Raw genomic sequence first — 13,177 nt, 5'->3', positions numbered from 1 at the left:
CTTTGTTGAAAAATTCAGTAGTTAAAATGGTGTTAGGTGTTGTTGCTACTGGAAGTTTTGCGATTGCGTTTGGCCAAGAGAAAATTTTTCAGTTACTGCCGTTTACCCAAAGTGGTGCAAACAATGCGGCGTGTTTAAATCAGTTCTATCGAGAGCAACCACCTGTTTTAATCAAAGAAAGTTTAAAGAAAAACAGTTATCCCTTATGTTTTAACGGGTTTAATGTAATGTATTCGGGTGTTTCAAAAACACCGTTATGGACAGCAGAATATTTATCTCCACAGCGCTTAAGTCAAAAGATTAAGCGTGAAGATAATTTTCATGAAGAGCCACGTGTAAACGCTACACATCGTGCATTATTATCGGATTATCGTGGTTCAGGCTATGACCGTGGTCATATGTCACCCAATGCCGATATGCCCAACAAAGAATCACAGTTCGACAGCTTTTCTTTGGCCAATATGGTGCCGCAAGCTGCTAAAAATAACCAACAAGTTTGGCGTGAGTTAGAAGAAGCAACCCGCGCGATTGTGACCAAGCAAAAGAAAGATGTCTATGTGGTCACTGGCCCAGTCTTTTCTGGCAAAAAACTAAAAACCATTGGAAAGGGTGTGATTGTTCCAACCGCAATCTATAAAGCGATTTACTTGCCTAAACACGGGATCATTGGTGCGTACTATGCGCCAAATAATGATTCACTTCAGGTTAAAGTGGTCAGCGTATGCTATCTAGAAGAACAGTTGGGAATGAATTTATTTCCGCAACTGACCGAAGAACAAAAGCGCAATACGTATAAATTGCCTTTGAACGCAAAGCAGGTCAAGGTCAATAAAGAAATTGAATACTCACATTGGGATGCGGAAAGTCAATGTGCAGAAGAGGTCAGTCAGGATAAAATCAGCGCACTGCAAAAGCAGTTCCAACCCAAAAGTAGTTCAACCGCTACATCGGATATGCAATTGCCGAAAGTCGATCCTGAAACCAAAGATGCTTTGGTGAAACAATTGGTCGAAGCGTTGTTGCAATATATTTTACAAATTTTGAAATAATTCAGCACTGATGGTGCAGTATCTTTTGAGAATCTATTTATACTGTAAATAAGATCGAAAAAAATTGAGAAAATTAAAAATGTTTAAACCGTTTGAGAATGGCACCGAATCACATTCAATTCATGATTTAACCTTAGAAAATCAAACTGATTGTGTCAGTATTTATGGCAATTTACAGATCACCAAAGATCAAGCTGGCTTAAAAGCGGCTAAGCTTTTACAGAGCTATCTCAATGAAGTTGTGGCAAGTTTAGAGAAGCAAAGTGATCTACCAGAACAGCTTGCGCGTCAAAGCGAAGGTGAAATAGAGAATCCATTTCTTTAAAGGCCATATTTATTTTTAAGCCATTTTTGAATTAGTTATGTTCTAATTCATTGGTTTATATGTGTAAAAAAACCTACCGAAGCAGGTTTTTTACATTGAAAATCTATTTAGGATTGAGGCTCATTACCCACAACCTTATAAATCAATGCTCCAATGATTGCACCGACAATTGGCGCCACCCAGAATAACCATAATTGACTCAATGCTGCTGTTTCAGCAAATAAAGCCACAGCAGTACTTCGTGCTGGATTAACTGAAGTATTGGTAACGGGGATACTAATTAAGTGAATCAAAGTAAGTGCTAAACCGATGGCAATCGGGGCAAAGCCAGCAGGTGCACGTTTATCTGTTGAACCGAGAATAATAATTAAGAAAAAGGCGGTTAATACGATTTCAATTAACAATGCAGAGACTAAAGAATATTTGCCAGGGGATAAATCACCAAAGCCATTGCTGGCGAATCCACCAGTTCCTGTGAATCCCGCCTGACCTTGTACGATTAAATACAAAACAAATGCGGCCAAAATACCACCGATGACTTGAGCAATAATATAAGGGGCTAAGTCTTTGGCATTAAAACGACCACCTACCCATAAACCCACACTGACCGCAGGGTTAAAATGCCCGCCTGAGATATGCCCTAAAGCAAAAGCGCCTGTGAGTACGGTTAAACCGAATGCCAGTGCAACACCAGCAAAACCGATGCCCAGTTCTGGAAAAGCAGCGGCAAATATTGCGCTACCACATCCTCCAAACACCAGCCAAAAGGTTCCGATAAATTCTGCGAGATATTTATTCATATTGATTCCTAAATTATTTTTTTGAACGGAATGGGGTTATATGACTATTTTTAGATAGTTGATAACCGTGGGGTGGATACAACTTTTATTTTCTGTATAAAGATAATAGTCTAAAAATATGAAAATAAAATCACAAATAAAAAATATTCATATCAATATCGGCTAATGTTCTGATTTTATTTTAAAAAATTATATTTTACAGCTATTTAATGCTAAACAAATGACTGGTGATAATGGTGAAACATGCTGTTTTTATCTATAAATTTAATACACAATTACTTAAACTCTCGATGCTGAAGACGCCATTGTTGCGGTGTTAAGCCTGTCCATTGTTTAAAAGCACGTTGGAAAGCACTTTGTTCTGAGTAACTGAGAAGCAGGGCAATTTCATGCAGACCTAGATGAGGATCTTGCAGATATTGAAAGGCCAATAATTGGCGGACATCTTGAACACGTTGTTGATAAGTGGTGTTCTGACTTTGTAGATGACGTTGTAACTGGCGTATCGACATATTCAGTTGTTTGGCAATCGCTTCGATTTGATAATTGTTTTTTTGTAATCCCAATAAAATACTTTGTTGTAAGCGCTCATCTAACTGGGTGGCATTGGGTAAGCTTTCAAGCAAGGCCTGTGCTTGTTGCATCAGTAGTTTTTGCAGGGTTTGATCACTGCGTTTAAAGGAAATCGCAAGTGCGCTGATGGGAAAGATCAGTTCGACTTTTTCTTGCTGAAAGAGCACAGGACACTTAAAGAATGCGTGATACAGCATGCTGTTTTTAGGTTGAGGATGAATAAAATTAACCTGATACAGCGTTATATCATCGGATATAAATTGTCTTAAAAACTGAATCACCACGGCCATCGCAATTTCATCAGTAATTTGAGTGGTTAAATGGGTGGGTAGATTTTCCCAACGTACCGAGATGTGCTGTTCATCATAATATTCAACTTTCAGCGGGCTTCCATCATAAATCAATCGATGAAAATCATGGTAGCGGGTGAGTGCCTCTCCAAGCGTGTCACAAGATTGTGCAATATAGGCAATGATACCAATATGTTTGGGTTGTACATATTTAGAGATGTCTAGACCCAAAGCTGGGCTTTGTACTTGTGATTGAATGTCATCCAAGATTTCACGCCAAACGGTATAGTCAAAGCGTTCAACATTTTGAATCTGTTGTAGTTTGGATGAGATCTTTAGACTTTTAGCTTCACTAAAAGTATAGAGTAATTGTCCAAGCCCGCCATATATCGAGCCCGCATAGTCCTTTAATTGCATCATTTACACATCTTGTTATTGTGTGATCTACGTCAGCTGTAGTTTAAACATTATACTATTTTAGTTTGTCGTAATTTGTCAATGAAAATACTTTTTGATGTCAATACCTATTTCCCAGCATGTTTTATATTCACAATAAGCAAGAGGGATTGATTATGTTAAAAGGTTTTTTAGTCGGATTGGTCGTCGCAAATGGTTTTGAATGGGTTGCGCATAACTATATTTTACATGGTCAACATCGCCCAGGGAAACCACGTTTCAGTCCAGTGCCGCGCAGTATGAAATCGCATTGGGAACACCATCGTGAAGTGCGTAAACAAGATTTTCATGATGATGGCTATGTAGAAGGGATTTCAAATTGGCGGACCAAAAATGAAATCGTTTCTTTGGCGGTGGTTGCTGGTGCGGCAAGTCTGATTTTCTACCCGATTTCGAAAGGAATGGTTGCTGCATCGCTTTATAGTGCGTGTAATTATTATTATATCCATCGCCGTGCACATTTAGAGCCAGATTGGGCGATGAAGAAAATTCCTTGGCATTATGATCACCACATGAACTCAAACCAAGATGCCAATTGGTGTGTCACTAAGCCTTGGTTTGATTATCTGATGGGAACACGGGTGATTTCTTCTGCGGATCTGCAAGAGCAGAATCCTTTAGGTGTGAAATTGCCTCAGCCAATCGCAAACTGGTTATCATCCAGCATAGAAAAATATTTTCCAGCCAAATGGGTAGAGAAAAAACCGCTATTGGTTGAGGAAAATACGCAAAAGCTCAACGATTCTGTGGCCTAATTGGGTTTCGTGAATTTTATTACATCTACTGAACTGTTTAAAACTTTAGTGAAATGAACTGGATGCGTAGTGTGAAAGCTTGAATTTATCGTGATTGGTCAGCGTTTTCGGTATCTTTGGTCAATATTAAGTCATGCCATCGATGTATATTGATTGCACAGCATGTACCCACTGCCGTGTTTTAAGTTTTATAGGAGTCTCCAAGACTCCTTTTTTTATACGTGGGAAAAGTAAATATATATAAGATTAAATTTATAAGCTCATGTGATCGCGTCATCTTGTACGATGGAGCAATAAAAAAATCCCCTGACGGGGATTTTTTAGATGTGCATAAGATGCACATCACTTTTGGATTTTTGCTTTGCGAGGCTGTGGACATTACTCAGGCTTTAAGCCTTCCGCCATTTCCAATGATTGATCATTATCCAAAAATTTTTCACGCTGTTCTTCTAAAAACTTTTTTGCATCTGGTTCAAACACGTTTAAACGTTTTTCATTGATTAACGTGGTTTGGTGTTTTAACCATTCTTGCCAAGCTTGTTTAGACACTGTGTCAAATAACACTTGACCCTTTGGACCTGGAAAGGGTGCAAAGTCTAAACCTTCTAACTCTTTTTGATATTTACGGCAAAATACTTGTCGAGTCATATCAAAACTCCTTATGCATAAAGTTTTTCTAAACGGATATAAGCGCGTTCAATGGCAGCAGCAACCTGTGCAGGCGCAGTACCACCAATATGATTACGTGCATTGACAGATGCTTCAAGGGTTAAAGCTTTTTCAAACACATCTGCTTGAATTAAATCTGAGAATTGTTGTAATTGCTCAAGGCTTAACTCAGAAAGATCTTTCGATTCTTGCACACCTAAAGCCACGGCTTTACCTACGATTTCATGTGCATCACGGAAAGCAACGCCATTTTTTACAAGGTAATCAGCCAAGTCTGTTGCGGTAGAGAAACCACGTAGCGCCGCTTCACGCATGATTTCAATATTTGGTACAAGTGCAGGAATCATATCTGCAAAAGCCATCAATGAACCACGCACTGTATCAATCGCATCAAACAAAGGTTCTTTGTCTTCTTGGTTGTCTTTGTTATAGGCCAAAGGTTGACCCTTCATGAGGGTGAGCAGACTCATTAAGTCGCCATAGACACGGCCAGTTTTACCACGAATTAGTTCAGGAACATCTGGGTTTTTCTTTTGAGGCATGATCGATGAGCCAGTACAGAAACGGTCAGGAATATTCACAAACTTAAATTGTGCAGAAGTCCAAAGAATCATTTCTTCTGACATACGTGATAAATGCATCATGATTAAAGATGCAGCAGCATTGAACTCAATTGCAAAGTCACGGTCAGATACTGCATCTAAAGAATTTTCAGCAACGGCTTCAAAGTTTAACAATTCTGCAGTATAAGCACGATCAATAGGATAGGTTGTTCCAGCAAGCGCAGCAGAACCTAAAGGCATACGGTTGACACGTTTACGGCAGTCGATTAAACGCTCAGAGTCACGCACCAACATTTCAAACCAAGCCATCAAATGATGACCAAAAGTCACAGGTTGCGCAGTCTGTAAATGGGTAAAGCCTGGCATGATGGTGTCAGTATTCTTCGCTGCTAAGCCCAAGATGCCTTTTTGTAATTTTTCCAGTAAAGTCAAAATCGCATCAATTTCGTCACGTACATATAAACGGATGTCTGTGGCAACTTGGTCATTACGGCTACGACCGGTATGCAATTTTTTACCTGCAATCCCGATACGCTGAGTTAAACGAGATTCGATATTCATGTGCACATCTTCTAAATCAATGCGCCATTCAAATTGACCTGCTTCAATTTCAGCTTTAATTGTGTTTAAACCATTGATAATGTCATCACGTTCTTGTTCTGTAAGGACACCAACTTTTGCTAACATAGTCGCATGTGCGATCGAGCCAGCAATATCTTGTTTATAAAAGCGTTGGTCAAATTGAACTGATGCAGTAAATTCAGCAACAAAGGCATCAGTAGCTTCAGAGAAACGACCGCCCCACATGCCTGAAGTTTGGGCTTGTGACGGATTAGAGGAATTAGAAGATGTGGTCATATCGGCTCAGTAGGAAAAAAAGCAGTAGAACTAAACGCAGTATAACAAATTCAGCCTCACTTGCCGAAGTAAAGCGCAATCATTCATCAATAAAATCTGGGCGCGGTTTTTATCAGTCTTATTTTCTTAGCAAAATGGGGCATCGCAAGTATTTATTCGAATTATTTATCTCTAGTAATGTATTGGCTTTTTTATTGGCATTGGCCGAAGCACAATCATGGGGCAATTTAAATCTTTGGCATGTTTTAGAATATATTTTATATATTAATTGGATATTATTGGCCTTTGCCGCTTTTCAGGATGTATTTGAAAAGAGGCTATCGCAATATACCTATTTATCTATTTCAATATTCAGTTTTATCCTTTTACAGGCGATTGTGCTGTGTACAACACTGGTTTTAAATATTATTCATTATTGGGGAACGCATTTTTCTTTACAAAATATTTCCATCCAAGACATTTCGCATAATCTTATTTTGCATGTCAGCTATGGGGTATTACTGGGCGCATTTTGTTTACGCTACTTGTATATCCGTGAACAAGCAGTATTGCAGCAAAACAGTGAATTAAATGCGCGTATTCAGGCCATGCAAGCACGTATTCATCCACATTTTTTATTTAATAGTTTAAATAGCGTGGTGAGTTTAATTGCGATTGATCCTGATAAAGCTGAACAAATGCTGATAGATTTATCCAAATTGTTTAGAGCCAGTTTTCAAGAATTAAAGCTCGTGACCTTAAAAGAAGAAATACAGTTATCTCAACAATATATTGCAATAGAGCAAATTCGTTTGGGAGATCGTTTAAATGTGGAATGGAATATTCAACAACCGCTGTTATTAGATCAGGTCAAAATTCCCTTATTAACCTTACAACCTTTAATTGAAAACAGTATTTTTCATGGGGTTGAGCAAAAGATTATCGATGCCAAGATCGGCATACTGGTTGAAATATTGCAAAATCAAGTCAACATAGTCATTACCAACCCATTTTTACAAGATAGAATAAAAGTACGAGAAGGGCATGGAATTGCTTTAGAAAATGTAAAACAGCGTCTAAAAGCACATTTTGGCGATTCTGTTTATTTTCGGAATTATGCAGGGAATGGATTATTTACAATGGTAATCCAATATCAGTATAAAAATAGATGATTGGGAAATTCATTAAAATAAAGACGATATATTTGGGTAAGGAGGAGCAATGGACATCCTGATTTGTGATGATGAACCGCTTGCAGTGGAACGCTTATCACGATTGGTGTCGCAACTTGGGCATCAGGTTATTGCAACAGCGCAACATGGTCAACAGGCATTGGAAATGGTTCAGCAGTTCGAGCCAGATGTAGTGTTGCTTGATATTCAAATGCCAGAAATGGATGGTTTAAGCTGTGCGCAGCATTTAGCACATTTTAATCCGACGCCAGCAATCGTATTTTGTACGGCATTTGATGAACATGCTTTGCAAGCCATTCAATCTCAAGCAAAAGGATATTTATTAAAACCAATTGCCAAGGATGATTTGGAAACGGTTTTGGAGAGTGTCACTAAACTGACTCAAGCTCAATTAACTCACTTAGAAAAAAAAGAACTCATGGAAGAAAAAGTGCAAAGACAGCAAATTGCTGCAAAAACCTATCGAGGTTTGGAGCTAATTCCTGTTGAAAATATTTACTATTTTTTAGCAGATCAAAAATATGTCACCGTGCGTCATAAAAATGGCAGTGTGCTTATTGATGAAACGCTCAAAGATTTAGAAACAGAGTTCGCAGATCGATTTATTCGTATTCATCGTAATGCTTTAATTTCTCTAGATTATTTAGATGGATTGGAAATGGTATCCTCTGGGCAGTATCAGGTACGATGCCGTGAGTTAGACGAGCGTTTGGCAGTCAGTCGTCGTCACTTACCGTTACTGCGCGAACGGATGCAGAATTTATAGTTTGATGGGAAGCTTAAATCATTTTGATAATTTACTTGCATTTTTGCGATTGCAGGGTAAGTTTAGAGTGTTTAAAAGTTTGGCAAAGCTGAAATGATGAAAACCTTGAAAATAGCAACTCGCCAGAGCCCGCTCGCAATGTGGCAGGCTGAGCATATTCGTGATCGTTTAGAGCAATTACACACGCATGTAAAAGTAGAATTGGTTACCTTTGTAACCCAAGGTGACAAAATTTTAGATACACCTTTGGCCAAAATTGGTGGTAAAGGCTTATTTGTCAAAGAATTAGAAGCTGCTTTAATGGATGGTCGTGCAGATCTAGCCGTTCATTCCATGAAAGATGTGCCGATGCAATTACCAGAAGGTTTGGAGCTTGCGGTCATTTGTGAACGTGAAGACCCTTTTGATGCTTTTGTTTCTAACCATTATGCAAAGTTTGAAGATTTACCACAAGGCGCAACACTTGGTACATCGAGCTTACGCCGTAAATGTCAGATTTTAAAACAGCGTCCTGATTTAAATGTGATTGATTTACGTGGCAATGTTGGAACACGCTTATCTAAGCTGGATGCAGGTCAATATGATGCCATCATCCTTGCCAGTGCAGGCTTAAAACGCTTAGAACTCTCCGATCGTATTCGGCATACGCTACCAGCAGAAATTAGCTTACCTGCAGTAGGTCAAGGCGCACTGGGTTTAGAGTGCCGCTCAGCTGATCAAGAGATTTTGGATTTAATCATGCCTTTAATGCATGTTGAAACCAATGCCTGTGTCCGTGCTGAACGTGCTTTTAATGCTTATCTAGAAGGTGGCTGCCAAGTGCCTATTGCAGGTTTTGCCACATTGAAGGATCAAACATTGTCTTTGGAAGGGCGTGTAGGGAGTGCGGACGGCCAAACGCTATTATGTAGCCAAGTCAGTGGCACACTAGATCAAGCAGAGCAGTTAGGTGTGCAACTTGCACAAAACCTACTTCAACAAGGTGCTGGAGAAATACTCAAAGCACTTTATCAAGCTTAGTTTTTAGGCTTCAATGCTATTTATTAATACGCGTCCCATCGATCGGGCTCAGCCGTTAACCGAATGTCTGCGCCAGTCAGGTTTTGACGTGGTTGATCTGCCATTATTGGCATTAACACCACGTCCATATAACAACACATTACAACAACTTTATTTACAGCTGTTATCGACTCAAATTATTGTTGTGGTCAGTCCTACAGCTGTTCAGATTGGTATGCAATTTCTTCAGCAATCGGGTCTATCACTTATGCAGATACAGCATATTCAGTGGATTGCTGTAGGGAAAAAAACTGCGCAACGACTCTTAGATTATGGGGTGGAAAGCCATGTTCCTGCGGTGGAAACATCCGAAGGCATGCTAAGCTTGCCGCTGTTTAATCAGGTAAAAGAGCTCAAGAGAATTGCGTTTTGGCGTGGTGAAGGTGGGCGTCAATTTATGATGCAACAATGCCAAGCGCGTCATATTGATGTTTTAAACTTTGTTTTATATGACCGCGCATTTCCTCAACAAACTCAGGCACAATTTTTAGATTTTGTGAACAAAATTGAGCAATTTGAAAAGCCCTATTGGAGTTGTATCAGCAGTGAAGCCAGTTGGCACAATTGGCTGGCTTTGACCCGAGATCATCAAGAGATAGTGAGTGCTTGTCATTATTTAGTTTTGGGTGAGCGTTTGTATCAATTATTAAGACATGGTAAAAATGCAGCTCAGGCCTGTTTGAATAGCACTCAAATTTCAAATTTAGCGCCAGAAACCATTCTACAAACCATAGTGCAGTTGCAAAGGAAGTTATGAAGAAGTTTATTTATGTCTTATTGTTGATCGCTTTAGGATGGCTCGTTAAGTTGAGTTATAACTTCTATCATGTTTCACAACAACTCAATGATATTCAACAAACGCTGCATAAAAGTGAACAAAAGAATGCCAGTTTGAATGATCAATTGGTGGCAGTAAAACGACAAACAGATGAACCGACTCAAGAGGTGGCAAAGAAAACCGCTTCGATTCAAACGCCTATTGCTGGTATTCATCCTAGTGTAGTGGTTAAACAGCAACTAGAGTTGGTGCAATTTGCTATGCAACAACAACAGTTTGTGTATGCACTTGAGCATCTTACTCAGTTAAATCAATCTTTAGATCAGTATGCGTTGGCAGATGCAGTAAAACAAAGCCTACATCAAACCATTGCGCAAGATATTCAGAGTATTCAACACTTTGTGATTGAACGAAATGCCCAGCGAGATCAACTAGAGGCTTTACTTAAACAAGTTGATCAAGCACTCATCACTGAATTGAAAAATAATCAACTGAAACCAGATCAAGATCAGTCGCAATACTTTTGGGAAAAATGGTTTCAAGTCGATATTGTTGAAACAAATACTCCTGCATTGGCAAACCGTAAATTTATTTTAAAAGAAGTCCAATTAAGATTATTACTGGCACAACAATTATTAGTTAAAGGGCAAACTGCTGAATACCAAGAGATGCTGAATCAAATGATTCAACAATTGGATATATTACCCGATGCTGCTAGTCAGAAGATTAAGCAAAAAATATTAAAAATAAAGCAAACATCGCAGCCGCCGATTCCTAAGCTGAATAGCTTGGCTGTTTTGGGGTAGATCGATGAAACATATTTTTCTGATCTATGCCTTTATTAGCCTGATTATTCTGGCTGTACTGAGTGTATTGAGTTATACCGCAGGGTCAGGTTATGTCTATGTGCTCTGGCACAATATTCAAGTTCAAACCAATTTATGGTTGTTAACATTTGCTGGCGTTGGCATCAGTTTTTTGATGCATGTGGCATGGTATTTCCTCAATCGTTATATTCGCCGAGAAAAAAGAAAATTAGAACAAGTACTGAGTTTTAACACGTTGCACCCATTTGAACAGTTTGGTGTGTTGTGGTTATTAGATGGTGAAGATGAACAAGAGCAGGTGATTCAAACGATTTTTGATCAATCTGGTTTATTAAAGCCGATTGTGCAATCCCGTTTATTACTCAAACAACTGCATTATTCAGAAGCATTAAACGCTTTAGAACTTAGCTCTCCATCCGCTTTTGAATTGGCGGAAATTTTACGTATCGAAATTTATTTGGCCCAACAGGACAGTCAACAAGCGCTGACCCATTTAGAGTTTTTAAATGGACATGAGCTTTCGCCGTGGCTGAATCAGCTTTCAGAAAGTTATAAATTGTCCGTGCAAAAATTATGGGGACAATTTGCCCTGCAATATCCATGGCAATATTTACACTCAACTCAATTTGGACAATTAGAAACGGCGACTAAACAGCAGTGGTTAATACAGCTTTTAGGTTGTTATGACCAAGCAAGTTTTGAAGATACTGAACTATTACAGCAAAAATTTTTAGAGATAGAATCGCAACTGGATCAAATGCCTTATGAGACAAAAGTGCTTTGGCTAAAAATTATTACCCGCTTACCTGAACTTGCTCAGCAACAACAGCAGCTGGTGATTCAAATACTTAATGAAAAATTTGACCAAGATGTATTCCATTTGTGGTTCCAGCAACAGTTGCTTAGACAGAATCCAGATTATGAGTATTTAGAGCAACAGATTATAAATCTTGAATCTAAATATATGAACATTCCTGTTTTTTGCTTTGCTAAATGGCATATATATATTGCAACACAGCGGGAATATGAAGCAGATCAACTTCTGTCATTATATCCAAATGATATTCTAATGAATTATTTAAGAATCAAGTCCACTTTAAATGGAAATGATGAATTAATTCAACAATTGAATTCAATTTTTGAAAAAGATAGCAATTATATTCAATTTAAAATTTGAGAACCTAGCATGAACCCACTGACACAATTCCCGATCGTTTATGAGCAAAAGGTTGCATGGGGCGATATGGACGCTTTTGGTCATGTAAATAATGTGATGTATTATCGTTATATTGAAAGTGCACGTATTGAATATTTTGATCGTTTAAATGTATTTGACCAAGATGTTTTAACTGTTGTTGCTTCAAGTCAATGCAAATATTTAAAACCTGTATTTTATCCAGATGTGCTACATATTGGTGCGCGGGTAGAAGAAATGAGAAATAGTGCTATACGCATGCATTATGTATTATTCAGTCAGCAACAACAGCAGATTGTGGCGGACGGAGAAGCAGTTATTGTTTTTGTCGATAAAGTAGCGATGAAAAAAGCATTAATTCCTCAACAGTTGCGAAAAGTTATAATTGATTTAGAAGCTACAGTGCATAATGATTTGGCAAATACATAAAAATGCCTCAGTTATCATCATTATATTTAAAACATAAGACAGCATATTCTTTTGCATTCGCTTTATTTTGATGTTAAAAATAAGCGCTTTGAGGTAATTATAATAATCTTTTTGTTGTTTTATGTGTTTATTGGGGAATATATGTATTGCTTATTGGAATAAATGAAAATACTATTGCTATGAAGTTATTTTAAATAAGTATTAAGAAATTTACGTGGAGAGTTAATGATGCCTGATATTAGTAATTTATCGGTTGAAGAGTTAAGAAAGTTAACAGCTGAAGCAGAAGCTTTAATTGAAAGTAAAAAAGACCAAGCAGTTGAAGATGCCTATAATAAAATTATTGAAATTGCGCAATCTGCTGGTTTAACTTTAGAACAGTTTATTGAATACGGCGCGCAAAAGCGTAAAAAGACAACGCGTAAAGCTGTTGAGCCGCGTTACCGCAATAAAAAAGATACTTCTGAAACTTGGACTGGACGCGGTAAACAACCACGTTGGTTGGTTGCAGAAATCGAAAAAGGTGCAAAATTAGAAGATTTCTTGATCTAATCTTCATCTAAGTGTCATTCAAAGACCTTAAAATCAAAGAACCAAGCAAATCTGCTTGGTT

At 38.2% G+C, this 13,177-nt stretch carries 15 protein-coding genes; 11 read left to right on the top strand and 4 right to left on the bottom strand.

What is annotated here, in order from left to right:
* Window positions 1-26 precede the first annotated feature (26 nt).
* Together CQZ96_RS12555 and CQZ96_RS12550 are read left to right on the top strand one after the other, a co-directional pair.
* A complete protein-coding gene (locus CQZ96_RS12555) occupies window positions 27-1,049 on the top strand; it encodes a DNA/RNA non-specific endonuclease (RefSeq protein ID WP_228722810.1) in 1,023 nt (340 codons plus the stop codon).
* 79 nt (window positions 1,050-1,128) lie between these two features.
* Window positions 1,129-1,374: a hypothetical protein gene (locus CQZ96_RS12550; RefSeq protein ID WP_004818484.1), complete on the top strand. Its 246-nt coding sequence runs from the start codon at window positions 1,129-1,131 to the stop codon at window positions 1,372-1,374.
* A gap of 107 nt (window positions 1,375-1,481) precedes the next feature.
* Here the strand turns inward: CQZ96_RS12550 and aqpZ are convergent, their stop codons facing one another.
* On the bottom strand, window positions 1,482-2,174 hold the full coding sequence (aqpZ, locus tag CQZ96_RS12545; protein ID WP_105713870.1) for an aquaporin Z: 693 nt from the start codon (window positions 2,172-2,174) through the stop codon (window positions 1,482-1,484).
* A 275-nt stretch (window positions 2,175-2,449) separates the two neighbouring features.
* On the bottom strand, window positions 2,450-3,457 hold the full coding sequence (locus CQZ96_RS12540) for an AraC family transcriptional regulator (RefSeq protein ID WP_105713869.1): 1,008 nt from the start codon (window positions 3,455-3,457) through the stop codon (window positions 2,450-2,452).
* A 152-nt stretch (window positions 3,458-3,609) separates the two neighbouring features.
* Here CQZ96_RS12540 and CQZ96_RS12535 point away from each other — a divergent pair, with 152 nt between their 5' ends.
* Window positions 3,610-4,248 carry a sterol desaturase family protein gene (locus CQZ96_RS12535; RefSeq protein WP_004718523.1) on the top strand — a complete coding sequence of 213 codons (639 nt, stop codon included), beginning with the start codon at window positions 3,610-3,612 and terminating at the stop codon, window positions 4,246-4,248.
* 378 nt (window positions 4,249-4,626) lie between these two features.
* On the opposite strand, the gene CQZ96_RS12530 is transcribed toward CQZ96_RS12535, so the two are convergent.
* Together CQZ96_RS12530 and argH are read right to left on the bottom strand one after the other, a co-directional pair.
* Window positions 4,627-4,896 (bottom strand): oxidative damage protection protein, encoded by a 270-nt coding sequence (locus CQZ96_RS12530; RefSeq protein ID WP_004818487.1) that lies wholly within the window; start codon window positions 4,894-4,896, stop codon window positions 4,627-4,629.
* Between the two features lie 11 nt (window positions 4,897-4,907).
* Window positions 4,908-6,338, bottom strand: a complete 1,431-nt coding sequence (argH, locus tag CQZ96_RS12525; protein ID WP_171287929.1) for an argininosuccinate lyase — start codon at window positions 6,336-6,338, stop codon at window positions 4,908-4,910.
* Between argH and CQZ96_RS12520 the strand changes: the two genes are divergently transcribed.
* From CQZ96_RS12520 to CQZ96_RS12485, 8 genes are all read left to right on the top strand, one after another.
* A complete protein-coding gene (locus CQZ96_RS12520) occupies window positions 6,329-7,489 on the top strand; it encodes a sensor histidine kinase (protein WP_228722720.1) in 1,161 nt (386 codons plus the stop codon). The two genes, argH and CQZ96_RS12520, sit on opposite strands and share 10 nt — an antisense overlap.
* A gap of 49 nt (window positions 7,490-7,538) precedes the next feature.
* Window positions 7,539-8,276, top strand: coding sequence for a LytR/AlgR family response regulator transcription factor (locus tag CQZ96_RS12515; protein WP_004818489.1), 738 nt, complete (start codon window positions 7,539-7,541; stop codon window positions 8,274-8,276).
* A gap of 96 nt (window positions 8,277-8,372) precedes the next feature.
* Complete coding sequence (gene hemC, locus CQZ96_RS12510; RefSeq protein ID WP_218619758.1) at window positions 8,373-9,296, top strand: hydroxymethylbilane synthase; 924 nt, start codon at window positions 8,373-8,375, stop codon at window positions 9,294-9,296.
* A 13-nt stretch (window positions 9,297-9,309) separates the two neighbouring features.
* Window positions 9,310-10,092, top strand: coding sequence for a uroporphyrinogen-III synthase (locus tag CQZ96_RS12505; RefSeq protein ID WP_105713867.1), 783 nt, complete (start codon window positions 9,310-9,312; stop codon window positions 10,090-10,092).
* A complete protein-coding gene (locus CQZ96_RS12500) occupies window positions 10,089-10,919 on the top strand; it encodes a hypothetical protein (RefSeq protein WP_105713866.1) in 831 nt (276 codons plus the stop codon). The genes CQZ96_RS12505 and CQZ96_RS12500 overlap by 4 nt, the downstream gene beginning before the upstream one ends.
* Before the next feature lie 4 nt (window positions 10,920-10,923).
* Window positions 10,924-12,117 carry a hypothetical protein gene (locus CQZ96_RS12495; RefSeq protein WP_105713865.1) on the top strand — a complete coding sequence of 398 codons (1,194 nt, stop codon included), beginning with the start codon at window positions 10,924-10,926 and terminating at the stop codon, window positions 12,115-12,117.
* 9 nt (window positions 12,118-12,126) lie between these two features.
* Window positions 12,127-12,564, top strand: coding sequence for an acyl-CoA thioesterase (locus tag CQZ96_RS12490; RefSeq protein WP_004718508.1), 438 nt, complete (start codon window positions 12,127-12,129; stop codon window positions 12,562-12,564).
* Between the two features lie 225 nt (window positions 12,565-12,789).
* The gene (locus CQZ96_RS12485; protein ID WP_004718506.1) at window positions 12,790-13,116 is read left to right on the top strand and encodes an H-NS family nucleoid-associated regulatory protein; all 327 of its coding nucleotides are present in this window, start codon (window positions 12,790-12,792) and stop codon (window positions 13,114-13,116) included.
* The last annotated feature ends 61 nt before the right edge of the window (window positions 13,117-13,177 follow it).

Origin of the sequence: Acinetobacter sp. MYb10, from assembly GCF_002980175.2 — a bacterium.
Lineage (GTDB): Bacteria > Pseudomonadota > Gammaproteobacteria > Pseudomonadales > Moraxellaceae > Acinetobacter > Acinetobacter guillouiae.
This window is presented reverse-complemented; position numbering and strand designations above follow the sequence as displayed.

Excerpts from the sequence above, each read along its gene's own strand:
- CQZ96_RS12555 (WP_228722810.1), top strand. The coding sequence starts at position 27 with ATGGTGTTAGGTGTTGTTGCTACTGGAAGTTTTGCGATTGCGTTTGGC.
- CQZ96_RS12550 (WP_004818484.1), top strand. The coding sequence starts at position 1,129 with ATGTTTAAACCGTTTGAGAATGGCACCGAATCACATTCAATTCATGAT.
- aqpZ (WP_105713870.1), bottom strand. The coding sequence starts at position 2,174 with ATGAATAAATATCTCGCAGAATTTATCGGAACCTTTTGGCTGGTGTTT.
- CQZ96_RS12540 (WP_105713869.1), bottom strand. The coding sequence starts at position 3,457 with ATGATGCAATTAAAGGACTATGCGGGCTCGATATATGGCGGGCTTGGA.
- CQZ96_RS12535 (WP_004718523.1), top strand. The coding sequence starts at position 3,610 with ATGTTAAAAGGTTTTTTAGTCGGATTGGTCGTCGCAAATGGTTTTGAA.
- CQZ96_RS12530 (WP_004818487.1), bottom strand. The coding sequence starts at position 4,896 with ATGACTCGACAAGTATTTTGCCGTAAATATCAAAAAGAGTTAGAAGGT.
- CQZ96_RS12520 (WP_228722720.1), top strand. The coding sequence starts at position 6,329 with ATGTGGTCATATCGGCTCAGTAGGAAAAAAAGCAGTAGAACTAAACGC.
- argH (WP_171287929.1), bottom strand. The coding sequence starts at position 6,338 with ATGACCACATCTTCTAATTCCTCTAATCCGTCACAAGCCCAAACTTCA.
- CQZ96_RS12515 (WP_004818489.1), top strand. The coding sequence starts at position 7,539 with ATGGACATCCTGATTTGTGATGATGAACCGCTTGCAGTGGAACGCTTA.
- hemC (WP_218619758.1), top strand. The coding sequence starts at position 8,373 with ATGAAAACCTTGAAAATAGCAACTCGCCAGAGCCCGCTCGCAATGTGG.
- CQZ96_RS12505 (WP_105713867.1), top strand. The coding sequence starts at position 9,310 with ATGCTATTTATTAATACGCGTCCCATCGATCGGGCTCAGCCGTTAACC.
- CQZ96_RS12500 (WP_105713866.1), top strand. The coding sequence starts at position 10,089 with ATGAAGAAGTTTATTTATGTCTTATTGTTGATCGCTTTAGGATGGCTC.
- CQZ96_RS12495 (WP_105713865.1), top strand. The coding sequence starts at position 10,924 with ATGAAACATATTTTTCTGATCTATGCCTTTATTAGCCTGATTATTCTG.
- CQZ96_RS12490 (WP_004718508.1), top strand. The coding sequence starts at position 12,127 with ATGAACCCACTGACACAATTCCCGATCGTTTATGAGCAAAAGGTTGCA.
- CQZ96_RS12485 (WP_004718506.1), top strand. The coding sequence starts at position 12,790 with ATGATGCCTGATATTAGTAATTTATCGGTTGAAGAGTTAAGAAAGTTA.